Raw genomic sequence first — 21,487 nt, 5'->3', positions numbered from 1 at the left:
TCCTAATAGGACTTACTCATATAGGGGTTGGTCCACGTGCCGGTGGCATTGAGGACATACCGCGTCTGCCAGGTGCGGCCGTCCTCGGCCTCCACCAGCAGGGCGGAGGTGGGATCGGAGGGGTCGGTGGGGGACACCGACCGCACCTTCACCGGGCGGACCACCTGGAGATCGAATTTCTCCTCATAGGCACCGTAATACTGCGTCACCAGCCGGGAGGCCGGTGTGGTGGGGGCGGGGTGATCCATGGGCAGTCCCGGTAGGTCGGCGATGCCGTGGGCCTTGCCCAGGGTGAGGGAGTCCCAGCGGTGTCGCCATGCGCCACCGGGACCGTCATTGGAGTCGAGTACCAGAAAGTCCGTGCCGGGTTCCAGTCCGCGCCGGGCCAGTTCGTGGGCTGCGGCAAGTCCTGCCTGGCCGGCTCCGATGATGATCGCCTCATAGTTTGTTGTCATGTCAACAATATTATCACCGTGGCGCGCTCGCCGCCAGGGGTCTCTGCGGGTGGAAACTGGGGATGATTCCTGATGCCGGGATCTCCGATCGCGACTAAACTTAAACCTGGCCTGCTTAACTTTATAATTGCACCAAACCCTGAGTTGAGTGGAATAGACTCAACTTTGGAGGCATTGTTATAGGTGTAAGCAAAAAAATGGTCGCTGACCTGTGTGAACCCCTTCAAGGTTCACGCGATCTATCCCGGTGGGAAGCCGGTCGTGGTTGGCGCAATGATGAAAGGATTTTTACGACATGAGTTCATTCAATCCAACTACCAAGACCTCCGAGGCCATGCAGGCAGCCCTGCAGCAGGCCTCCGCCAACGGCAACCCCGACATCCGTCCGGCCCACCTCCTGGTGGCCATCCTGGACCAGGCCGACGGTGTGGCCGCCCCGGTGCTGACCGCCGCCGGTGTTGATCCCAAGACCATCCTGGCCGAGGCGCAGAAACTGGTCGATGGCTACCCCAAGGCCTCCGGCTCCAACCTGGCCAACCCCAACTTCAACCGTGATGCCCTCAATGCGCTGACCGCCTCCCAGGAACTCGCCGGTGAACTCGGTGATGAATACGTCTCCACGGAGGTCCTCCTCGCAGGCATCGCGCGCGGCAAGTCCGATGCCGCTGACCTGCTCAAGGGCAAGGGGGCAACCTATGATGCCATCAAGGCCGCCTTCCAGTCCGTCCGTGGTTCCCAGAAGGTCACCTCCCAGGATCCCGAGGGGCAGTTCCAGGCGCTGGAGAAGTACTCCACCGACCTGACCAAACTCGCCCGCGAGGGCAAGATCGATCCCGTGATCGGGCGTGACCAGGAGATCCGTCGTGTGGTCCAGGTGCTCAGCCGCCGCACCAAGAACAACCCAGTCCTCATCGGCGAGCCCGGTGTGGGTAAGACCGCAATCGTGGAGGGACTGGCCCGTCGCATCGTCGCCGGTGACGTCCCGGAGTCCCTCAAGGGCAAGACCCTGATCAGCCTGGATCTGGGATCCATGGTCGCCGGTGCGAAATACCGTGGTGAATTCGAGGAGCGACTCAAGGCTGTCCTCGATGAGATCAAGGGTGCCAACGGTGAGATCGTCACCTTCATCGATGAGCTGCACACCATCGTCGGTGCGGGTGCCTCCGGTGAGTCAGCCATGGATGCCGGCAACATGATCAAGCCGCTGCTCGCCCGTGGTGAGCTGCGTCTGGTCGGTGCCACCACCCTCAATGAGTACCGCAAGTACATCGAGAAGGACACCGCCCTGGAACGTCGTTTCCAGCAGGTATACGTCGGTGAGCCGAGCGTGGAGGATACCGTGGGTATCCTGCGTGGACTCAAGGAACGCTATGAGGTCCACCACGGTGTCCGCATCCAGGACTCCGCGCTGGTGGCCGCCGCCGAGCTGTCCCACCGGTACATCACCAGCCGTTTCCTGCCCGACAAGGCCATCGACCTGGTCGATGAGGCCGCCTCACGCCTGCGCATGGAGATCGACTCCTCGCCGCAGGAAATCGATGAGCTCGAGCGCATCGTCCGTCGCCTCGAGATCGAGGAGGTCGCCCTGACCAAGGAGACCGACGTCGCCTCCCGCGAGCGTCTGGAACGCCTGCGTTCCGAGCTTGCCGACGAACGCGAGAAACTCTCCGAGCTCAAGGCCCGCTGGCAGAACGAGAAGGCCGTCATCGATGATGTGCGCAAATTCAAGGAGGAACTCGAGGCACTGCGCTCCGAGTCCGACATCGCCGAGCGCGAGGGCGATTATGGCCGCGTTGCTGAGCTGCGTTACGGTCGCATCCCCGAGCTGGAGAAGAAGATCGCCGAGGCGGAGGAGAAGATCGGTGGTGCCGACAACTCCATGCTCACCGAGGAGGTCACCCCGGAGGTCATCGCCGAGGTTGTCTCCGCCTGGACGGGTATCCCCGCGGGCAAGATGATGCAGGGTGAGACCGAGAAACTGCTCAACATGGAACGGTTCCTGGGCAAGAGGGTCGTCGGCCAGCACGAGGCGGTCACCGCGGTGTCCGATGCGGTGCGCCGTTCCCGTGCGGGTGTGGCGGATCCGAACCGTCCGACCGGTTCCTTCCTGTTCCTCGGCCCCACCGGTGTGGGTAAGACGGAGCTGGCCAAGGCGGTCTCCGAGTTCCTCTTCGATGATGAGCGTGCCATGGTGCGCATCGACATGTCCGAGTACTCCGAGAAGCACTCGGTGGCACGCCTGGTCGGTGCCCCTCCGGGATACGTCGGCTACGACCAGGGTGGTCAGCTCACCGAGGCGGTGCGACGTCGTCCGTACACGACGGTGCTGTTCGACGAGGTGGAGAAGGCCCACCCGGACGTCTTCGACATCCTCCTGCAGGTACTCGATGACGGTCGTCTCACCGACGGCCAGGGTCGCACGGTGGACTTCCGCAACACCATCCTGATCCTGACCTCCAACCTGGGTGCCGGCGGCACACGGGAGCAGATGATGGATGCGGTGAAGATGGCCTTCAAGCCGGAGTTCATCAACCGGCTCGATGACATCGTGGTCTTCGACCCGCTGTCCCAGGAACAGCTGGCCAGCATCGTCGAGATCCAGATCAGTCAGCTGGCCGAGCGTCTGTCGGACCGTCGCCTCACCCTGCGGGTCTCGGATGCGGCGAAGCTGTGGCTGGCCGAGCGTGGTTACGATCCGGCCTATGGTGCCCGCCCGCTGCGCAGGCTCATCCAGCAGGCCATCGGTGACCAGCTGGCCAAGGAACTGCTGGCCGGGGAGATCCGCGACGGTGACCGCGTGCTTGTCGACGTCGCCGACGGTGGCCAGTACCTGGCTGTCTCCCGGGAGCACTAACCCCCGGACACCCCGGTCAGGATGACCCGACGCTGGATCCCCCCGCCACCGGCGGGGTGTCCGGCGTCTCTGGGCTGTCATCGAACACCTCGCGGAACGTCAGCCCACCCGGGAGGTACTCCACCTCCCCGGGCCGTTCCTGGAAACAGGACTTGTGCAGTGCCCACCGGAACGCCTCGTATTTGTAGTAGGAGGCGAACAGCGCCTCGTGCTCCAGGGTGGCCTCAGCCTGCTCCCGCAGGTCATCCTGTTCCTCCGGTGGCAGGAGACCGTAGGAACCCCGGTTGGGGTAGAGGATCCCGCCGATGAAATCCCCGACCGGATCGCGGGAATCCTTCAATTCCTGATAGAGCGACTCCTGGGTGGGTGCGAGGGTGTCCGCTCCCTGCCCTGAAGTGATGATCCGGAGGACATCGGTCTGCGCGCCGAAGTTCATCCGGCGGTCGTGATAGGCGTACGCCCAGGCCTGGGGTGGCACTAACTGCGTGGGCAGCTCCGCCCGGATTTCCTCCACGGTGGCGATATCGTCCTCATCCCAGCTGTAGATGGCCATGGCATGGGGGTGGGTGGTCACCAGGTCGGTCCGGATGTTCTCCAGATCCGCCGCGCTGTAGTTGAAGGTGCACGTCCCGTTGTCGATGGTGGTGGTGGCCGCCTGCGCGGTCGGCAGGATTGTCAACCCCATCATCGCGGTGGCGCCGGCGACAATGAGGGTGGTAGCTCTTCGGTGCATCTCATGCTCCCATCAGGTCCATCAGAGGAGTTTTTAAAGAAATGTACAGTACTGATGACGTGATGGTCTACAGCAAGGAAGGAACGCGGTGGGCGAACAGAGAAAACTCCGTATCCCCCTGGGGATTGGGGGTGTGGAGTCGGAGGAGGTGGTCGTCGACAAGCTCGACGGCCACCACTGGCTGGTCTGCTCCATACCGGCGCTGTGCACCGGGGTCGCGCTTGGCGACGTCATCGTCGCCGACCCGGTCGACGAGATCCTGGAGTTCCAGGCCGTGGCGATCCCCGGCGGCAACTCCACCCTCCGCCTGCTGGTCGACCCGGTGGCCCTCCACCATGTCCGCCCCCAACTCGAGGCGCTGGGCCTGCGGGTGGATCAGCCACTGCCCGAGATGCTCGCGGTGAACATCGCCCCGGATTCACCCGTGCCCGGACTGGGGGTCCTCCTGGATGACCTGGTGGATCAGGGCGTGGTCCATATCGCCCCGGGGGATCAGCTTCCATTGGTGTAGAGGGTGAGTCCCCACCCGGGCATCCAGCCCCCGATGGACATGGCCACCGCGGCCGGGAGGGAGAAGTCATGCGCGGAGGTCACCCCCACCGCCCACAGCTGGCCGCCGTGGAGGGCGAACACCGGCCCACCACTGTCACCGGTGCGGGTGGAGCCCTGGTGATAGAACAGGCCCTCATGACCCGGGCCGGAGTAGGGGCCACAGGACAACCCCGTGCGGTACCCCACCTGGCAGATCTCCGGTCGGGTGGCCTCCAGCCAGGCAAGGTCCTGCCACCCGGCCACCGCCCCGTGGCTGGGCAGACCGGCGTTGGCGATCGTGGTGGGATACAACTCGATCAGGCCGATATCCGCCCCGAAGATGCCGGCATCGGAGCCGTTGACATAGGACTCCACCATGGACCCGATGACCGGATAGTTGCCCTGACCATCCGATGTTGCAAACAGATGCCCCGGCGCCCCGCAGTGCCCCGCGGTGATGACGAACCGACGGTCCCCCACACCGGCCAGCCAGCCCGCGGAACAGGCATAGCCGTTGTCGAGGTTGAGGATCCGACTGCCGGGTTGCACATAGCCGACGATCTCCACCGGCTCGCCCACCGGTTCAGTGGCCGGCTCCTCCACTGATGCCTCTACTGATTCCCCCACCGGTTCCGGCGCTGGCTCCGGGCTGGGTGCCGGGGGCTCCGGCGTGGCCTCCCGGGTGATCTCGGGAACCATCTCCGGAGTCGGTGTTGCCATCGGTGTGGCCGGTGCCGTCGTGGAACCCTGCGGGGCCGGTGACTTTCCGGCAACCGTCGAGGCCGCCACATCGGCACCGATCCCACATCCGGCCAGCAGCATCGCGCCGGTGATTATCAGGGCGGCGGTGCTGGCAGTGATGGCATTGCGTTTCATGGGCGGTCCTCGAGGTAGAAAACTCCAAGCAACGGGTACGCATTAGCTAAGAGTCGAGAATACTGGACCGGAGTTGCGCGCGCGGGCGGTTTTATCGGATGCGCTTTCTGCGGGGCCGTCCTGTCAGGAGGGGGACATTATGGTGGCGGTCACTGTGATGGGCTCGTATCGTGGGGGATATGGCACAGGATAAGAACCCGGACAGGACCCCAGGCGGACCATCCGTGAAGGACGGTGAGCTCTACGAGGAGCTGCGGGAGGACGGCGCCAGCAAGGAAAAAGCGGCCCGCATCGCCAACGCCACCGCGAACACCTCCCGTGGGGAGGTGGGGGAGAAGGGCGGAAAGGCCGGCAGTTATGAGGACTGGACGGTGGAGGAACTGCGCACACGTGCAGCCGAACTGGACATCGATGGCCGCTCAAAGATGAAGAAGGATGAGCTCATCGACGCCCTGCGCAATCACTGAGCGGTCTGCCCCGCGATGTCCTGACTGCTTGACGCGTAATACCTGCTGAGCTGGCGGTACGGTCGGGAGGCGAAGGCCAGCAGCACCACGATCAGGGTGATCACCCCGGAGAGCATGAACATCAATGCCATGCCACGCGCGGTTCCATCACCGAGTAGCACACCGAGGGCGGTGTCCGCGCCGGGACCATCCATCCAGGGGATGAGATAGGCCTGGGCCACCACCGCGACGATCACCGCCGACAGGGGATTGGCGCCCATCTCCACGGCCATGGCCAGGCCGAAGACACGGCCCTGCTGCCTAAACGGCACCACCCGTTGGAGGATGGTCTGTTCGGTGGCCTCCGCGGCCGGGGTGATGAGCATGAAGACAAAGATGCCGGCCACGAACAACCATCCCCACTCCCGGATGGTGAAGACGATGCCGATGATGGCGATACCGACATTGACCAGTAGCAGGGTGCGCACCGGATTGGATCCCAGGCCCACCCGGGCGATGATCATGCCACCGACGATGAACCCCAGACCGGTCAGACCCAGCATCACACCCCAGACCTGTGGGGAGAACAACTCCAGGCCATATGGGTCCATGAGGGCGGTGTAGACACCACCGACAAGGTTGTTGAAGCAGGTGAACAGAATGAGCGCGAGCAGCCCGGGCACACCCCTGATGATGGCCAGGGAACCCCGGATGTCCAGTCCCCGTGACACCGTGTGCAGATCGGATGGGACCGGGTTCGGGGTGAACACCTCCCCGTCGGCGCTCGGCGCGGGGGCGATGGGAACCGTCGCATCCGCATGCTGCGTCACGATCTCCGGCTCGGGGATCTCCACGGTGATCAGATGCAGCACCGCCAGCAGTGTCAGCACCAGGCACACCCACAGGGTGGTCTCCATCCCGAAGAACCCGATCGCCATGCCCGCCATCATCGAGGTGACCAGGAAGGACATGCCGTGCACCACCCCGACCAGCCCGTTGGCCTTGTCGCGGCGGTCCTCCGGCACCAGGAGGGTGACCACGGTGGACAGCGCGATATTGCGCAGATGCTCCACGATGGATCCGATGAGGATCAGGATGCTGAACACCCACAGCGCTGGTGAATCCAGACTGATGGTGGCGCTGTCCATCCACAACACCCACACCACACCGGCGAGCGCGAAGAGCACCAGCGTCATACAGGAGGAGGCCATCATGACGGTCTTCTTGCGGTTGTGGTCCACGATGCTGCCGAAGAAGATCGAGGTCACGGCGAGCGCGCCCATATAACCGGCGTTGAGGATGCCGGCCAACGCCACATTCCGGGTTTCCAGGTACACCCAGAACAACAGGGAATAGGCGAGAAATCCGGTCACCACATTGAAGATCAGGGTGTTGACCAGAACTTTGTGGAAGTGTTGCACAGCGTCATCCTACGCTGGGCGCACGCACCCGGGAAGGGCCTGTGTACGGGGTGGAAAATGCGCGGACTAGCATGGAAATCCGTGACTATCGACGAACTGATCGCGCTCGCCGGTGAGCAACCGACCCGGGTATCCAGGCGATCCGGGGTGTCCCGTTCCACCCTGAAACGGGTCAAGGACGGTACCAGTGAACCCACCCTGTCGACTCTCCGGGAGGTGGCCCTGGCACTGGGGTTGGATGTCACCGTGACCGCCGGGCCAGCCTCCGATCCCTTCGCGGCCGCCGCGGCACGCACCCTCATTGATGATTCCGTGCCGGAGAATCCCGAGGACAGCGGGATCGTCGCCTGGTTGGACCGGTTCGAACGCTGGAATATCACCGATCCCCTCACCCTGGTCGCCGAGGCCGGGATCGTCCAGGGCATCACCCGGCGCCCCGGTGCGAGGTTCCTCGCCACCGACCCCGGTGACCTCGCTGAGCTGCCTGACCTCCTCGCCGGTCAGGACACCCGCTGGGCGCTGTCCGGTGCCGCCACCGCCACCGTCATCCTGGGGCGGGTGGTGGAGGGACCCACCGTGGTGTGGCATGACGGCGGGGACACCGCATTCGATTTCGGCACCCCGGTGGCCGATCCCGGTGCAGCCGATGTCATCCTCGTGCCCGCCGGGGCCACCGAGCTGGCGGGCCATTACGCCCAGGGACCGCTCAACTTCGTCGCACCGGTCCAGCTGGTGATCGATCTGCACAGCCTCGGCATGTACGAGGAGGCGGAGTTTCTCACCGGCGGGTGGCGTAACTGAACCACCCACAGTCCCGATCGGCTGTCCGTGCACCAACCCCCGCCAGCGCCTAGGCTCGGTGTCATGACAGTGTCGATTGCCCCCTCCGAATTAGCTGAATCGATCCGCTCCGGCGACAAAACCACCGTTCTCGCCGCCTTCTGGGCACCCATTGAAGGTGCCGGACTCACCCTGTTCCGCTCTGCGCACATCCCGACCTCCCTGTTCTGTGACCCGGCGCAGGAACTGTCGGGTACCCCCAGCTCCGTCGATGGCCGCAACCCGCTGCCCACCCTCCCGCTGCTGGCCCGCGCCTTCCGCAACTGGGGTCTCAACACCGACCGTGAGGTGGTGGTCTATGACCAGGGGCGTGGCCTGTATGCATCCAGGGCGTGGTGGATCCTGCGCTGGGCCGGGGTGCCCAATGTGCGGATCCTCGACGGTGGTTTCCGCCGCTGGGAGGATGAGAAACTCGGTCACGCCGGGGGGCCGGGTAACTTCCCGCACTTCTGTAATATCCGTCCCAACCCGGGGCAGATGCCCACGGCCACCATCGACGAGGTCAAGGCGCACACCGGTCTGCTTATCGACGCCCGCGACCCCGACCGTTACGCCGGCCGCCGGGAACTGCTGGACCTCAAGGCCGGCCACATCCCGGGTGCGGTCAACGTCCCGGCCCGCAGCCTGCTCAACGGGGATTTCACCTTCAAGACACCGGAGCAGATACGGGAGGTCTTCGCGGCGGCGGGAGTGACCGGCGGGGAGGGTGCCATCGTCTACTCCGGTTCCGGCAACCATTCCGCCCAGGTGCTCGCGGCGATGGAGCACGCCGGTCTCCCCGGTGCCGCGCATTATGTGGGTGGGTGGTCCCAGTGGAGCGCCAATCCGAAGAACCCCGTGGAGCGTTCAGCGTAGAACCCGGGAGCTGCCAGTAAGGTGTGAGTTGTGATGGAAACTCTGGTGCTGCTCATCGCCGCTGTGATCCTGGCGGCCGGAATCGCTCTGTGGACCGCGGATTCACGGTCGAAGAAGACGCGTGACGACGCCCCCGCCCCACCAGCGTCCCCCACGCCCCGGGAGCCGGAACCGTCCCCGGAGGCAGACCCCACACCAGAGGCCCCCGAACCGGAACCGGTCCCGGACAAGGCCGGTGTCCACTACGACGATGACAGCCGTGACCTCGACGTGGAGGTCGAGGCCGGTCTGGCTGCTGTCCCCGAGGTGAGCGAGGACGAGCTGGAGATCAGCGAGCCGGAACCCGAACCGGCGCCGGTGCGGGAGGAGGAACGACCGGGCGTCGAAAAGCAGTCGTTTCTGCAGTCCCTGCCCAGGGGACAGCGCCGGGAACGCAAACAGTGGGCCTCGCGCCACGGTTTCGATTTCATCCGGGAGGACGCCTTCCTCACCGACGAGTGGTCCCGGGGTGCGGCCTCCACCGGTGCGGTCGCCCGCGATGTGGCCAGCGGCATGGCCGAGGGGTATGAGACCCACCTGGTGGATCTGGCGGGTGTGCCGGTGATGGCGATGCGCCGCGGACGCACCTCCGAGGTGGTCATCGACGCCCGGCGCAGCACCCTGATCACCGACCCGGAACGCACCGACTCCGATGACCTGGTGGAGGTGGATTCCTTCGCGGGGTTCACCCTGTTGTCCAACATGGCCACCGTCGCCCAGCGGTTCGTCGATGAACGCGTCCGGGTGGCGTTCGAGGCCATGCCCGAGGCGGTCAGTGCCGTGTGGTTCGAATCGGACTGGGTGCTCGCCGAAACAGTCAGGGGCAGCAGCGCGGAGGACTGGGAGAATATGCTCCGGCCGCTTGCCCTGCTCACCGACGCCTCCTTCACCCTCCCGCCACGTGCGGAGGACACGGCGGTGAACCTGGCACTGATCGAACCCACCCGCACGAAACCCCCGGCGCCGGATGCACCCGAACCGGAACCGGCAGCAGATGAGGTGGACCTGGCCCAACCCCTGGTCATCCGGCCCGAGGAACCACTGCAGATGCCGGTGAGGGGTGTGCAGGAAAGCCGTGGGGTGGTCGAACCCCGTGCACTCGGGGGCGACAACGTCGACTCCATCGCCGATGGCCATCCCGATGGTCGCCCCACCCCGGACCCGCAGCGTTACAACGGCACCCGGGTGCTCCGGGAACTCAGCGGTGACTCCAGCATCTTCGAGGACGCCGACCGGGATCCGGACCACGACGCATAGGATGTCCACCCCGGGTTCTATGCTTGAAGGCAACAACTTCCTCACGCCTCATCACCTTCAGGGAAAGGGACCGACACCTCATGTCTGCACCTCATATCGACGCCGGGCTCAAGGCCGAACTCGCGGAACTCATCAGGGACCTTGCCGTGGTCCACGGGGAGGTCACCCTCTCCTCCGGTCAGAAGGCCGACTACTACATCGATGTCCGCCGTGCCACGCTGCACGCGAAGGCCTCCCGCCTCATCGGCCGGTTGCTGCGTGATGCCACCGCCGACTGGGACTACGAGGCCGTCGGGGGCCTGACCCTCGGCGCCGATCCCGTGGCCACCGCCATCATGCATGCCGACGGCCGCGACATCCACGCCTTCGTGGTGCGCAAGGAGGCCAAGAAGCACGGAATGCAGCGCCGCATCGAGGGCCCGGACATCGTGGGTAAGAAGGTGCTCGTGGTGGAGGACACCACCACCACCGGCAATTCCCCACTGACCGCCGTTGCCGCCCTGCGCGAGGCCGGCGCCGAGGTGGTTGGTGTGGCCACCGTCGTCGACCGTGCCACCGGCGCGGACCAGGTCATCGCCGCCGAGGGCCTGCCCTACCGTTACCTGCTCGGACTGGATGACCTTGACCTCGGATAACCCGGAGACCGCCGAGCAGGGGCCGGGCCCCACCGAGTGGGGTGAGTCGCGCGTCGGCAAGCTCCCCTGGGCGGAGGAATACCCCGGGGTGCCGCTGCCGACCGGGGAGCACTATGACCCGGACCTGCTGGCCAACGGTGATCGCCGCAATGTGGTCGATGCCTACCGCTACTGGACCCGTGAGGCCATCGTCGCTGATATCGACGCCCGGCGCCACCCTCTGCACGTGGCGATCGAGAATTTCGAGAACGACGCCAACATCGGCACGGTGGTGCGCACCGCCAACGCCTTCGCCGTGGATACCGTGCACATTGTCGGCCGCCGCCGGTGGAACCGCCGCGGTGCCATGGTCACCGACCGCTACCAGCACCTGGAACACCACCCCGATGTGCACTCCCTGCTGGTGTGGGCGCTGCGCAATGATCTGACTGTGGTGGCCATCGACAACACCCCCGGGTCCGTGCCGCTGGAAACCGCGCAGCTGCCCGAACGTTGTCTGCTGCTGTTCGGGCAGGAGGGCCCCGGCGTCACCGATGAGGCCCGCGCCGGTGCCCTGATGACCTGTTCCATCGCACAGTTCGGATCCACCCGGTCGATCAACGCCGGTGTGGCCGCCGGTATCGCCATGCACACCTGGATCCGTCAACATGCCGACCTGGAAAACTCCTGGTAGGGCCGGTGTTAAATTTTTCCATCCCGCCTCGTTAGGATTTCGTTATACTCCATGGTGTTGAGCTTTGCCAGCAGCACTACCACCGGAGTAAGAACTATTAAGTGTTAGACAAATGGGTCCACCGGGCCGACCTTGCAGAGTCGGCCATCAATGAGCGCCACGCCGCTCGCGTCTGGGGCATGCCCAGAACCAACCTGGCCTATGTGGCCTGGCCCGCCAACACCAAGGAAAAACTCTTTGTCCACTGGCACTACTGGTGGCAGGCCCATTACCTCGACTGCCTGGTGGACGCCGCCCGGCGCCGGACCACCAAGGCACGCCGGGACCGCATCCGCTACACCATGCGGGGGATCGCCACGCGCAATCTGGGCAAGCTGACCACCAACAAGTACTACGATGACAAGGCCTGGCTGGCACTGGCGATGGGGCGCGCCGGGAAGGTGCGCAAGATCCGTGCCCCCAAGGCGCTGAAACCACTGGAGGACAACCTCGTCGCAGGTATTGATACCCTCACCGGGGTGCTGCCCTGGCGGACGGGGGAGACCTTCTACAACGTGCCCTCCAACGGGCCGGCCGCGATCATGATGGCCCGCACCGACCGTCTGGACCAGGCCATGCAGATCACCGACTGGATCTTCGACAACCTCATCGACGTCGACGGCCTGGTCATGGACGGCCTGCGCATGCGCATGCACGGCCCCGAACTGGTGCGCAACATCCACCCCTACTGCCAGGGGGTGGCCCTGGGCGCCTGCCTGGAGATCGCCCTGAAGCTGCGGGAACGCCACGATGTGTCCTCCACGGAGGTGGAAACCTGGCGCGAGGCCGAGAAGGCCGAGGAATACATGCGCTACATCATCCACATCCGTGCGCTGGTGGATGCGATCTCCCGGCACATGGCCACCCCGCACGGGGTCATCGACTGGGATACCGGCGACGGTGACGGCGGGTTGTTCAAGGGGATCCTGGTGCGTTACCTGGCACAGGTGGCGGTCCGGCTCCCCGATGATTCCGACGCCAACCGGCGGACCCGGAAGAAGGCCACGCGCCTGGTGCTGGAATCCGCGGAGAGCGTGTGGAACCACCGCCTGGAGGTCGACGGGCTGCCGGTGTTCGCCACCGACTGGACCAGTGATGCCCGGTTGCCGCAGAACTACGGCATCGGATCCTCCGGGATCAATGAGATCGTCAGTGTGGTGCGGGTGGATGAGCGGGATCTGTCGGTGCAATTGTCCGGTTGGATGCTCATGGAGGCTGCCGCGAAGGTAGCAGAGTTCATGGCCGGTGAGCGCGCGGAATTCACCGGCCGGGCTGTCTGAGGGCCGCACGACGGCCGGACCACCCCCCGTTTGCACTGCGAACATCTTATATGAGCTGGGATTTTGGCGACATTGCAGGTGGAGTCCCTGATCACAGCGCAAAAACCCGGTGAGACAGGCATAATTGGGGGTAGGCAGTCGCTGGGACGACATGCAATGTCCGGCCGGATACAACCGGACATGCCTGCCGTGGTCCAGCGGTGCGCACACATGTGCCTGGGAATCCCGGGCCACATCGATTCTGAAATGACCATGTCTGATACAGACAGTCAGCTTATGGAGGAGACTTTCTATGCCAATCGCAACTCCCGAGGTCTATAACGAGATGCTCGATCGCGCCAAGGAGGGCGGCTTCGCCTTCCCCGCGATCAACTGCACGTCCTCGGAAACCATCAACGCTGCGCTGAAGGGCTTCGCTGAGGCGGAGTCCGACGGCATCATCCAGTTCTCCACCGGTGGTGCTGAGTTCGGTTCCGGCCTGGCTGTGAAGAACAAGGTCAAGGGTGCTGTCGCACTGGCCGCCTTCGCCCACGAGGCTGCCAAGAGCTACGGCATCAACGTCGCCCTGCACACCGACCACTGCCAGAAGGAGGTCCTCGACGAGTTCGTGCGACCACTGCTGGCCATCTCCCAGGAGCGCGTTGACCGCGGCGAGCTGCCCCTCTTCCAGTCCCACATGTGGGATGGTTCCGCTGTCCCGATCGATGAGAACCTCTCCATCGCCCAGGAGCTGCTGGCCAAGTCCAAGGCAGCCAACATCATCCTCGAGATCGAGATCGGTGTTGTCGGTGGCGAGGAGGACGGCGTCGAGGCCAAGGCCGGCGCCAACCTCTACACCACCCCTGAGGACTTCGAGAAGACCATCGACGCCCTCGGCACCGGTGAGAACGGCCGTTACCTGCTGGCCGCCACCTTCGGCAACGTCCACGGCGTGTACAAGCCGGGCAATGTGAAGCTGCGTCCGGAGATCCTCCTCGAGGGTCAGCAGGTCGCCCGCAAGAAGCTCGGCCTGGCCGATGACGCGCTGCCGTTCGACTTCGTCTTCCACGGTGGCTCCGGCTCCGAGAAGGAGAAGATCGAGGAGGCCCTGCGTTATGGTGTCATCAAGATGAACGTGGACACCGACACCCAGTACGCCTTCACCCGCCCGATCGCATCCCACATGTTCGAGAACTACGACGGTGTGCTGAAGATCGACGGTGAGGTCGGAAACAAGAAGGCCTACGACCCACGCTCCTACCTGAAGAAGGCTGAGCAGTCCATGTCCGAGCGCGTCATCGAGTCCTGCCAGGACCTCCACTCCGTGGGCAAGACCACCGCCAAGTAGTCCCACCCCGCAGAGGTCCTCAGATACACCTCAGTTACACCTCTGACACCCGGTGCCCTGGACCCCCTCCAGGCCACCGGGTGTTTGTGCTGTCTGGGGCGGGCACCGACACTAGTGTTGTTGCCATGGCCAAGAAGAAGCTGGGCACGATCGCCCGACTCCATGAGATCGATACCTCGTTGCGGAACCGGCTCATCCGCGTGCGCTCCCGCGCCATGTTCATCCTGCAGTCCTCGATCGGGGCGGGGCTGGCGTTCTGGTTCGCCTCGGAGGTCCTGGAGCATGCCCGGCCGTTCTTCGCCCCCATGGCGTGTGTGATCATCCTCGGGCTGACCGGCGGTGACAGGCTCAAACGTGCGGGGGAACTGACCCTGGGGTGTGCGCTCGGCGTGGGCCTGGGTGATCTGGTGATTGTCCAGATCGGGTCCGGTTATTGGCAGATCTTCGTGGTGGTGCTCGGTGCCCTGACGCTGGCGTCGTTTGTATCCAAATCGGGCCTGGTGAGTAACCAGATGGCCATCGGTGGCATCCTCATCGCGACGATCCTGCCACCCGGTGACGGCGGTGGTCTGGATCGTGTCATCGATGCGCTGGTCGGTGGTGTCGCCGGTATCCTCGTCATCGCGTTGCTGCCCTCCTCGCCGCTGCGCGCCGGACGGCAGCAGGTGTCCAACGTGCTGGGCATCGTCTCCAGCGTGCTCGACGACGTCGCCGATGCTTTACGACGAAAAGACTCCCGCGCCCTCAACGCCGCCCTGGAAGCCATCCGTGGCTCCCAGACCGACGTGGACAAGTTGAGAACAGCAGCCTCCTCGGGTCAGGAACAGACCAGGATCTCACCGCTGTTGTGGACCAACCGCGGCCGCATCAGATCACTCATCAGGATCCTCTCTCCAGTGGACAACGCCATCCGCAACAGCCGGGTGCTTGCCCGCCGTGCCCTGGTGCTCACCCAGGACGGCGATGAGGTCAGCGACGAACAGATCGAGATCATCGAGGAGATCGCCGCGATCGCCCTGAGCCTGTCGGACCTCTACGAACGACACCGGGAGGTCAGTGAGGCCATTGAGATTCCCGAACTGGTGCGCAGACTGCGTCAGCTCGGGTCGCGGGTGGGTGTCGAGGTGGCCGAGGGACGGGTGTTGTCCGCCCAGGTGATCCTGGCGCAGTCGCGGTCCATCATCGTGGATCTGCTGCAGATCTGTGGCATGTCGCGTGAATCGGCGGTGGCGGTTCTGGTGCCCACCTCCGACAGCCCCGCCTACCCACCGGAGGTGTGGGTGGACGAGGATGAGGCGAGCCACTAGGGCTGGTTCGTGGTGGAGTCATCCCTGTTCAACTCACGGATCTCCGACTTGAAGATCCGCAGGGATCGACCGAGGGATCGTGCGACATCAGGGAGTTTCGAGGAACCGAAGAGCACGAGCACCACGAGGGCGATGATGAGGAGTTGGGCCGGACCGGCGGGTGTCATGAGAACCTTTCCATGTGGGGAATAGTGGAAACCAGTCTAACCATCAGGGACGGACCACCTGGAGGTCGCGCAGGTGGCGGTAGAAGGTCACCCGCTCGACGGCGCGTTTACGCGACACCCCGTCCACGGTGACCCGCAGTGAGGGGCCGCCGGCCTGGGTGGCGCGGCCCGTCGACAAGCTCTCGGGGATGAGGGTGCCCGTGGGGCGCCTGAACAGGCCCTTTTTGATCTCGGTGCCGGGGGCGGGGGTGTCCATGACCGCCGCAGCGATACCGGGGGCAACCATCATGGGCACCAGGCGGGCACCGAAGATACCACGGCGCGGGGTCTTCGGGGAGGCCTCATGGCGCACGAGCACGTGGTCATCCACGATGATCTCCCCGGTGATCTCGCCCGGCTCCCAGTCGGTGATGGTGGCGGAACCGGCGACCGCCACCGCGGCATCATCACGGATGGTGGGTACAGGCTTCGCCACACCGGTCAGTGCCAGGCGCAGGGCGGCGCCGGGATCCGCGGGCAGACCCCAGTTCTTCGCTGCGACAGATTCCCCGGTGGGCACATAGGCGACCTCGGCCCACATGTTGTCCGCCCGCATGAGGCGGGTGATCACCGCGGAGAGCGAGGCATCGCTGCCGATCACCACGATGCGCAGGGGCTGCTCCGGGTGCTGGGGGGCCGGCTGTGGGGTGCCGAGGTGCGCCACATCCGGCTGCCGTGCGATCTCATCCAGGGACGGCGTGGGGTCATGGGGGAGCACATCGAAGGCCGCGTCGTCGAGCATGCGCAGGTCACGTCGCGTGGGCACCTCGGGGAGATCATGCACCTCGGGTGCCACGGGAGCGCCGGGGAAATCGGTGAACGACGGGGCTGCACAACGCAGGACAACAAGACGCATATGTACCACCTTAGTATTCCGATGACGGAATTCGGCCCGGGGCCTAGTAGTATGAAATAACGTCTCAGCGTACAACTATGCGCATGCTCGAAATCTCACTGATCGGAAGTGACGTAAACCAATGGCTGCAATCGTGATTGTCGGCGCCCAGTGGGGCGACGAAGGCAAAGGTAAGGCCACGGATATCCTCGGCGGACTCGTCGACTACGTGGTCAAGCCCAACGGGGGCAACAACGCCGGACACACGGTTGTTGTCGGTGGCGAGAAGTATGAGCTGAAGCTCCTTCCCGCCGGTGTCCTCTCCGAAACGGCGACCCCCATCCTCGGTAACGGTGTGGTGATCAACCTCGAGGCACTCTTCGAGGAGATCGACGGACTTGAAGCCCGCGGCGCGGACGCCTCCCGCCTGCGCATCTCGGCCAACGCGCACCTGGTCGCCCCGTACCACCAGATCATGGACCGGGTGCAGGAACGCTTCCTGGGCAAGCGCGCCATCGGCACCACCGGCCGTGGCATCGGACCGACCTACCAGGACAAGGTGGGCCGCGTCGGCATCCGAGTCCAGGACATCTTCGACGAATCCATCCTGCGCCAGAAGATCGAGTCCGCACTCGATGTGAAGAACCAGGTCCTGGTCAAGATGTACAACCGCAAGGCTATCGTCGCCGAGGAGACCGTCCAGTACTTCCTCAGCTACGCCGACCGCCTGCGCCCCATGGTCATCGATGCCACCCTGGAACTCAACAAGGCTCTCGACGAGGGCAAGCACGTGCTCATGGAGGGCGGCCAGGCCACCATGCTCGACGTGGACCACGGCACCTACCCGTTCGTCACCTCCTCCAACCCAACCGCCGGTGGCGCCTGCGTGGGATCCGGTGTGGGCCCCACCCGGATCACCTCCACCCTCGGCATCATCAAGGCCTACACCACCCGCGTGGGTGCCGGCCCGTTCCCAACCGAGCTGTTCGACAAGTGGGGCGAGTACCTCCAGACCGTCGGCGGTGAGGTCGGCGTGAACACCGGCCGCAAGCGCCGCTGCGGTTGGTACGACTCCGTGATCGCCCGCTACGCCTCCCGCGTCAACGGCTTCACCGACTACTTCCTGACCAAGCTCGACGTGCTCACCGGCATCGGTGAGATCCCGATCTGCGTGGCCTACGAGGTCGACGGCGTGCGTCACGACGAAATGCCCATGACCCAGTCCGACTTCCACCACGCCAAGCCCATCTTCGAAACCATGCCCGCATGGGACGAGGACATCACCGGCTGTCGCACCTTCGAGGAGCTGCCCCAGAAGGCCCAGGACTACGTCCGACGCCTCGAGGAGCTCTCCGGTGCACGCTTCTCCTACATCGGTGTCGGCCCCGGCCGCGACCAGACCATCGTGCTTCACGACGTCATGGAGTCCTAAGCCCGTAGATTTCCGCTTTGGCTGATGAGCACCGGTGCCCGTTATTTTGATGGGGCGCCGGTGCTTTTCTGTGTGCTGGGGGTGTGGGGGTTCTGGGCCTGAGGTTCTGGGCCTGGGGTTCTGTTGGGCTGGGGTTCTGTTGGCCTGGGGGGATCTGTTGGGCTGTGAGCAGGTGGGGGCACTGAGGCCAACAGCTGTGGGGTGTCGGGCCCTATTGACCACGACATCGCTCTTGTTTGTTGTCCTCTGAGCAACCCCGCGCTTACAGGCCAACATCTGGCCCCAGCCCGCCCCAGCCGAGCCGCCCGATCAGTACGGCCGGTACTCGAAGTGACTGAGGGCGTCCATGATGTCACGGGGAGACATGCGGGTGTAGAAGCGGGAGCGGGTGTCTTCGTGGGGAGCGGTGCCGAGTTTGGTGAACACGGCATCGAAAGCCATGGCGGTGTCGATGGCGGGTGGGGGAGAATTGTCGTCGAAACGCGCCCCGATCAGCGCCGCAGCCGAGGAGATGAGATGCGAGGTTGCGGCGTGGTACTCCAGGATCCGGGCGTCTTTCATGCAGTCGAGTTCGGGCGCGGCGACGCAGAATTCCTGGATGCCGCACTGTAGGTCCTCCGCGATGACCAGGGTACACAACTCACTGACCACAGCATCCTCATGGGACACTGCAGACACCCGAGGCAGGAGTTTCTCCATTTCCTGCAGGGTGGGGGCGATGGTCTTGCCGTAGCTGCGCCCGGATTTCATCGCTGTTTTGATCTGGGTGTGGAGGGTGCCCCGGGCCTTCTCCCACCGTGGTTCGGCGAAGGTCCCGGCAAAGGCCCCGGTGACGGCCCGCATACCGGATACTTTCACGGGCACTTTCGGCAGGGGGAGGCGTGGCCGGGGGGTTTTCATCTGGGGTCCTCCTGATAGATCAAACAGCCATCAAACCGTCGTCAAACTTCCCGCATCCCTAGCTGCGCACCAACCATGCCGAGGCCGCGGTGATGAAGGCCTCGAGGCTACGGTCCAGGGTGGGTTGGATGACGGGTGCAAAGAAGGGGGAGTGGTTGCCGGGGGCGTTCTCGGGGTCCTCGTAACCGCCGACGAACCAGAACACATAGGGCACACCGAGGGCGTCGGGGATGACGGAGAAGTCCTCGGAGGCGGTGGAAGGTGGGGTGACCTGGTACTCCTCGCCGAAGGCCTGGTTGAAGGCTTCGGCCACCACGCTGCGGGCGTCGGCGTCGTTGAAGGTCAGGGGAGCGCGGTCGTAGTACTCGAAGGTGGGTTCGGCGGGGCAACCGGCTGCCTCGCATTCGCTGCGCACGATGCGTTCGATGGCGGTGCGGATCTTCTCCTGGATCTCCACGGACATCGCGCGGGTGTTGACGAGGATCTCTGCGGACTCCGGGATGATGTTGGCCTTGGTGCCGGCGTTGATCGCGCCGACGGTGACCACGCCGAAGTCGAAGGGGGAGATCTCGCGGGCGACCACGGTCTGCAGGCGGGTGATGATGTGCGCGGCCAGCACGATCGGGTCTACTCCCAGGTGGGGCATGGATCCGTGGGTGCCGGTGCCGAAGACGCGGACACGGATGGATTCCATGGTGGACATGACGGCGGTTTCCGGCATGGAGATCACCCCGGCCTGGGAAGCCATGACGTGCTGCCCCAGGTAGACATCGGGTTTGGGGATCACGCTGGCGATATCGGCCTCCACCATTGCCCGCGCGCCGGAGGCGGTCTCCTCCGCGGGCTGGAAGACCGCGACCAGGGTGCCGGACCATTTATCCCGGTTGGAGGCGAAGACATCGACGGCGCTGAGCAGGGTGGTGATGTGGAAGTCGTGGCCACAGGCATGCATGACACCGTGGGCCTCGGAGGCGTAGTCCAATCCGGTCTGTTCGGTGACGGGCAGGGCGTCGATGTCACCGCGCAGCGCGACGACGGGGCCGTCACCGTTTTCAATGATGGCCACAGCACCGGTGGCGGTGACATCAATGAGCTTGTCGATGTCCATGTTCTTCAGCTCGGTGCGGATCCGTTCAATGGTGTTGAATTCCGCGCTGGACAATTCCGGGTTGCGGTGGAACCACTTGTACAGTTCCTCGCGGTCAGCGCGGGTTTCATCAAGATTGTGAAGGAGTGCATTCATACGTACAACCGTACTCGTGCCCTGTGTCCGGGGTGTTCGATACAGTTAGCGGTAGCCATATGGAACCAGGCGCTCAGACGGAGGAATCCCAATTGTTTATCCCAGAGAAGATCGGCACGCCCCTTTCACCCAATGCCACGAAGGTGATGATCCTGGGCTCAGGTGAACTGGGCAAGGAGGTCACCATCGCGTTCCAGCGCCTCGGTGTGGAGGTCCATGCCGTGGACCGCTATGACAACGCCCCCGCGCATCAGGTGGCGCATTTCTCCTATGTCATTGACATGACGGATGCTGCGGCCGTGCGTGAGCTGGTCACCACCATCAAGCCGGATTTCATCATCCCGGAGATCGAGGCACTTGCCACCGACGAGCTGGTCCGGATCGAGCAGGAGGGCCTGGCCACCGTGGTGCCCACCGCGCGGGCCACCCAGCTGACCATGAACCGGGAGGGTATCCGTCGTCTGGCGTCGGAGGAGCTGGGGCTGCCCACCTCGGGTTATGAGTTCTGTTCCACCTTCGAGGAGTTCACCGCCGCCGCCGAGCGTCTGGGGTACCCGAATGTGGTTAAGCCGGTGATGAGTTCCTCCGGCAAGGGGCAGTCGGTGGTGACCTCGGCGGAGGATCTGGAATCGGCGTGGGAATACGCGATGAGTGGCGCCCGTGTGTCCAACCAGCGGGTCATCGTGGAGCAGTTCGTCGAGTTCGACTACGAGATCACCCTGCTCACCGTCCGCGGTATCGACCCGGCCACCGGCAAGCCTGCCACCTGGTTCTGTGAGCCGATCGGTCACCGTCAGCAGGATGGTGACTATGTGGAGTCCTGGCAGCCGATGGAGATGACCGCCCCCGCACTGGAGAATGCCCGTTCGGTGGCCGCCCGCATCACTAATGCCCTGGGCGGGCGCGGGGTATTTGGTGTGGAGCTGTTTGTCTCCGGGGATGATGTGTACTTCTCGGAGGTCTCCCCACGTCCGCATGACACCGGTCTGGTCACTCTGGCCACCCAGCGCTTCTCCGAGTTCGAGCTGCACGCCAAGGCTGTCCTGGGTCTGCCGGTTGATGTCACCCTGACCTCCCCGGGCGCATCCGCCGTCATCTACGGGGGCGTGGACTCACCCGGGGTGTCCTATGCGGGTCTCGCGGAGGCGCTCGCGGTCGCGGAGACGGATGTCCGCCTCTTCGGCAAGCCAGAGGCCTTCACCAAACGACGCATGGGTGTCGCGGTGTCCACCGCCGAGGACACCGCCACCGCACGTGATCGGGCCACCCTCGCGGCAGCCGCGGTCACCGTCCACGGGTGAGA

At 64.6% G+C, this 21,487-nt stretch carries 20 protein-coding genes and 1 pseudogene; 13 read left to right on the top strand and 8 right to left on the bottom strand.

Annotation, left to right across the window (positions count from 1 at the left end):
• Positions 1 to 17 precede the first annotated feature (17 nt).
• Positions 18 to 455: pseudogene (locus tag CE_RS12945) on the bottom strand (NAD(P)-binding domain-containing protein); the annotation flags it as partial.
• Positions 456 to 750: 295 nt separating this feature from the next.
• On the opposite strand from CE_RS12945, the gene clpB reads away from it, so the two are divergent.
• On the top strand, positions 751 to 3,309 hold the full coding sequence (gene clpB, locus CE_RS12940; RefSeq protein ID WP_011076009.1) for an ATP-dependent chaperone ClpB: 2,559 nt from the start codon (positions 751 to 753) through the stop codon (positions 3,307 to 3,309).
• A 16-nt stretch (positions 3,310 to 3,325) separates the two neighbouring features.
• Here clpB and CE_RS12935 read toward each other — a convergent pair whose 3' ends face one another.
• Complete coding sequence (locus tag CE_RS12935) at positions 3,326 to 4,042, bottom strand: hypothetical protein (RefSeq protein WP_006769024.1); 717 nt, start codon at positions 4,040 to 4,042, stop codon at positions 3,326 to 3,328.
• Between the two features lie 88 nt (positions 4,043 to 4,130).
• On the opposite strand from CE_RS12935, the gene CE_RS12930 reads away from it, so the two are divergent.
• Positions 4,131 to 4,553 carry a DUF4265 domain-containing protein gene (locus tag CE_RS12930; RefSeq protein WP_006769025.1) on the top strand — a complete coding sequence of 141 codons (423 nt, stop codon included), beginning with the start codon at positions 4,131 to 4,133 and terminating at the stop codon, positions 4,551 to 4,553.
• Here the strand turns inward: CE_RS12930 and CE_RS14530 are convergent.
• Positions 4,535 to 5,449: a trypsin-like serine protease gene (locus tag CE_RS14530; RefSeq protein WP_049783622.1), complete on the bottom strand. Its 915-nt coding sequence runs from the start codon at positions 5,447 to 5,449 to the stop codon at positions 4,535 to 4,537. The genes CE_RS12930 and CE_RS14530 overlap by 19 nt on opposite strands.
• 179 nt (positions 5,450 to 5,628) lie before the next feature.
• On the opposite strand from CE_RS14530, the gene CE_RS12920 reads away from it, so the two are divergent.
• On the top strand, positions 5,629 to 5,916 hold the full coding sequence (locus CE_RS12920; protein WP_006769028.1) for a Rho termination factor N-terminal domain-containing protein: 288 nt from the start codon (positions 5,629 to 5,631) through the stop codon (positions 5,914 to 5,916).
• On the opposite strand, the gene CE_RS12915 is transcribed toward CE_RS12920, so the two are convergent.
• On the bottom strand, positions 5,910 to 7,316 hold the full coding sequence (locus CE_RS12915; protein ID WP_006769029.1) for an MFS transporter: 1,407 nt from the start codon (positions 7,314 to 7,316) through the stop codon (positions 5,910 to 5,912). The two genes, CE_RS12920 and CE_RS12915, sit on opposite strands and share 7 nt — an antisense overlap.
• 81 nt (positions 7,317 to 7,397) lie before the next feature.
• Between CE_RS12915 and CE_RS12910 the strand changes: the two genes are divergently transcribed.
• The 8 genes from CE_RS12910 (at position 7,398) to CE_RS12875 (ending at position 15,568) form a co-directional block, all read left to right on the top strand.
• Entirely contained in the window at positions 7,398 to 8,117 is a 720-nt protein-coding gene (locus CE_RS12910) for a helix-turn-helix domain-containing protein (protein WP_035109302.1), read from the top strand.
• A 63-nt stretch (positions 8,118 to 8,180) separates the two neighbouring features.
• Positions 8,181 to 9,011: a sulfurtransferase gene (locus CE_RS12905; protein ID WP_006769031.1), complete on the top strand. Its 831-nt coding sequence runs from the start codon at positions 8,181 to 8,183 to the stop codon at positions 9,009 to 9,011.
• Positions 9,012 to 9,044: 33 nt separating this feature from the next.
• Positions 9,045 to 10,307: a hypothetical protein gene (locus tag CE_RS12900; protein WP_041628385.1), complete on the top strand. Its 1,263-nt coding sequence runs from the start codon at positions 9,045 to 9,047 to the stop codon at positions 10,305 to 10,307.
• A gap of 80 nt (positions 10,308 to 10,387) precedes the next feature.
• The gene (gene pyrE / locus CE_RS12895) at positions 10,388 to 10,942 is read left to right on the top strand and encodes an orotate phosphoribosyltransferase (protein WP_006769034.1); all 555 of its coding nucleotides are present in this window, start codon (positions 10,388 to 10,390) and stop codon (positions 10,940 to 10,942) included.
• Complete coding sequence (locus CE_RS12890; RefSeq protein ID WP_006769035.1) at positions 10,923 to 11,615, top strand: TrmH family RNA methyltransferase; 693 nt, start codon at positions 10,923 to 10,925, stop codon at positions 11,613 to 11,615. Before pyrE ends, CE_RS12890 begins: the two co-directional genes overlap by 20 nt.
• Positions 11,616 to 11,716: 101 nt before the next feature.
• A complete protein-coding gene (locus tag CE_RS12885; protein WP_006769036.1) occupies positions 11,717 to 12,934 on the top strand; it encodes a glycoside hydrolase family 76 protein in 1,218 nt (405 codons plus the stop codon).
• A 292-nt stretch (positions 12,935 to 13,226) separates the two neighbouring features.
• Entirely contained in the window at positions 13,227 to 14,261 is a 1,035-nt protein-coding gene (fbaA, locus tag CE_RS12880) for a class II fructose-bisphosphate aldolase (protein ID WP_006769037.1), read from the top strand.
• 125 nt (positions 14,262 to 14,386) lie between these two features.
• On the top strand, positions 14,387 to 15,568 hold the full coding sequence (locus CE_RS12875) for an FUSC family protein (RefSeq protein ID WP_006769038.1): 1,182 nt from the start codon (positions 14,387 to 14,389) through the stop codon (positions 15,566 to 15,568).
• Here the strand turns inward: CE_RS12875 and tatA are convergent.
• Entirely contained in the window at positions 15,565 to 15,735 is a 171-nt protein-coding gene (tatA, locus tag CE_RS12870; protein WP_006769039.1) for a Sec-independent protein translocase subunit TatA, read from the bottom strand. The genes CE_RS12875 and tatA overlap by 4 nt on opposite strands.
• Before the next feature lie 43 nt (positions 15,736 to 15,778).
• A complete protein-coding gene (locus CE_RS12865) occupies positions 15,779 to 16,630 on the bottom strand; it encodes a hypothetical protein (RefSeq protein ID WP_006769040.1) in 852 nt (283 codons plus the stop codon).
• 121 nt (positions 16,631 to 16,751) lie between these two features.
• Between CE_RS12865 and CE_RS12860 the strand changes: the two genes are divergently transcribed.
• Positions 16,752 to 18,041, top strand: a complete 1,290-nt coding sequence (locus CE_RS12860) for an adenylosuccinate synthase (protein WP_006769041.1) — start codon at positions 16,752 to 16,754, stop codon at positions 18,039 to 18,041.
• A 309-nt stretch (positions 18,042 to 18,350) separates the two neighbouring features.
• Here the strand turns inward: CE_RS12860 and CE_RS12855 are convergent, their stop codons facing one another.
• On the bottom strand, positions 18,351 to 18,941 hold the full coding sequence (locus CE_RS12855; RefSeq protein WP_011076001.1) for a hypothetical protein: 591 nt from the start codon (positions 18,939 to 18,941) through the stop codon (positions 18,351 to 18,353).
• 58 nt (positions 18,942 to 18,999) lie between these two features.
• Complete coding sequence (locus CE_RS12850; RefSeq protein WP_006769043.1) at positions 19,000 to 20,184, bottom strand: amidohydrolase; 1,185 nt, start codon at positions 20,182 to 20,184, stop codon at positions 19,000 to 19,002.
• Between the two features lie 92 nt (positions 20,185 to 20,276).
• Here CE_RS12850 and purT point away from each other — a divergent pair, with 92 nt between their 5' ends.
• Entirely contained in the window at positions 20,277 to 21,485 is a 1,209-nt protein-coding gene (gene purT, locus CE_RS12845; RefSeq protein WP_035109308.1) for a formate-dependent phosphoribosylglycinamide formyltransferase, read from the top strand.
• Positions 21,486 to 21,487 lie beyond the last annotated feature (2 nt).

Source organism: Corynebacterium efficiens YS-314 (assembly GCF_000011305.1).
In the GTDB taxonomy this organism is placed as follows: Bacteria; Actinomycetota; Actinomycetes; order Mycobacteriales; family Mycobacteriaceae; genus Corynebacterium; species Corynebacterium efficiens.
The sequence above is the reverse complement of the archived record's forward strand: the minus strand, read 5'-3'. Positions and strand labels throughout refer to the sequence as shown.

Coding starts and splice junctions, on each gene's coding strand:
- clpB (WP_011076009.1), top strand. CDS start 751: ATGAGTTCATTCAATCCAACTACCAAGACCTCCGAGGCCATGCAGGCA.
- CE_RS12935 (WP_006769024.1), bottom strand. CDS start 4,042: ATGCACCGAAGAGCTACCACCCTCATTGTCGCCGGCGCCACCGCGATG.
- CE_RS14530 (WP_049783622.1), bottom strand. CDS start 5,449: ATGAAACGCAATGCCATCACTGCCAGCACCGCCGCCCTGATAATCACC.
- CE_RS12920 (WP_006769028.1), top strand. CDS start 5,629: ATGGCACAGGATAAGAACCCGGACAGGACCCCAGGCGGACCATCCGTG.
- CE_RS12905 (WP_006769031.1), top strand. CDS start 8,181: ATGACAGTGTCGATTGCCCCCTCCGAATTAGCTGAATCGATCCGCTCC.
- CE_RS12900 (WP_041628385.1), top strand. CDS start 9,045: ATGGAAACTCTGGTGCTGCTCATCGCCGCTGTGATCCTGGCGGCCGGA.
- pyrE (WP_006769034.1), top strand. CDS start 10,388: ATGTCTGCACCTCATATCGACGCCGGGCTCAAGGCCGAACTCGCGGAA.
- CE_RS12890 (WP_006769035.1), top strand. CDS start 10,923: ATGACCTTGACCTCGGATAACCCGGAGACCGCCGAGCAGGGGCCGGGC.
- fbaA (WP_006769037.1), top strand. CDS start 13,227: ATGCCAATCGCAACTCCCGAGGTCTATAACGAGATGCTCGATCGCGCC.
- CE_RS12875 (WP_006769038.1), top strand. CDS start 14,387: ATGGCCAAGAAGAAGCTGGGCACGATCGCCCGACTCCATGAGATCGAT.
- tatA (WP_006769039.1), bottom strand. CDS start 15,735: ATGACACCCGCCGGTCCGGCCCAACTCCTCATCATCGCCCTCGTGGTG.
- CE_RS12865 (WP_006769040.1), bottom strand. CDS start 16,630: ATGCGTCTTGTTGTCCTGCGTTGTGCAGCCCCGTCGTTCACCGATTTC.
- CE_RS12860 (WP_006769041.1), top strand. CDS start 16,752: ATGGCTGCAATCGTGATTGTCGGCGCCCAGTGGGGCGACGAAGGCAAA.
- CE_RS12855 (WP_011076001.1), bottom strand. CDS start 18,941: ATGAAAACCCCCCGGCCACGCCTCCCCCTGCCGAAAGTGCCCGTGAAA.
- CE_RS12850 (WP_006769043.1), bottom strand. CDS start 20,184: ATGAATGCACTCCTTCACAATCTTGATGAAACCCGCGCTGACCGCGAG.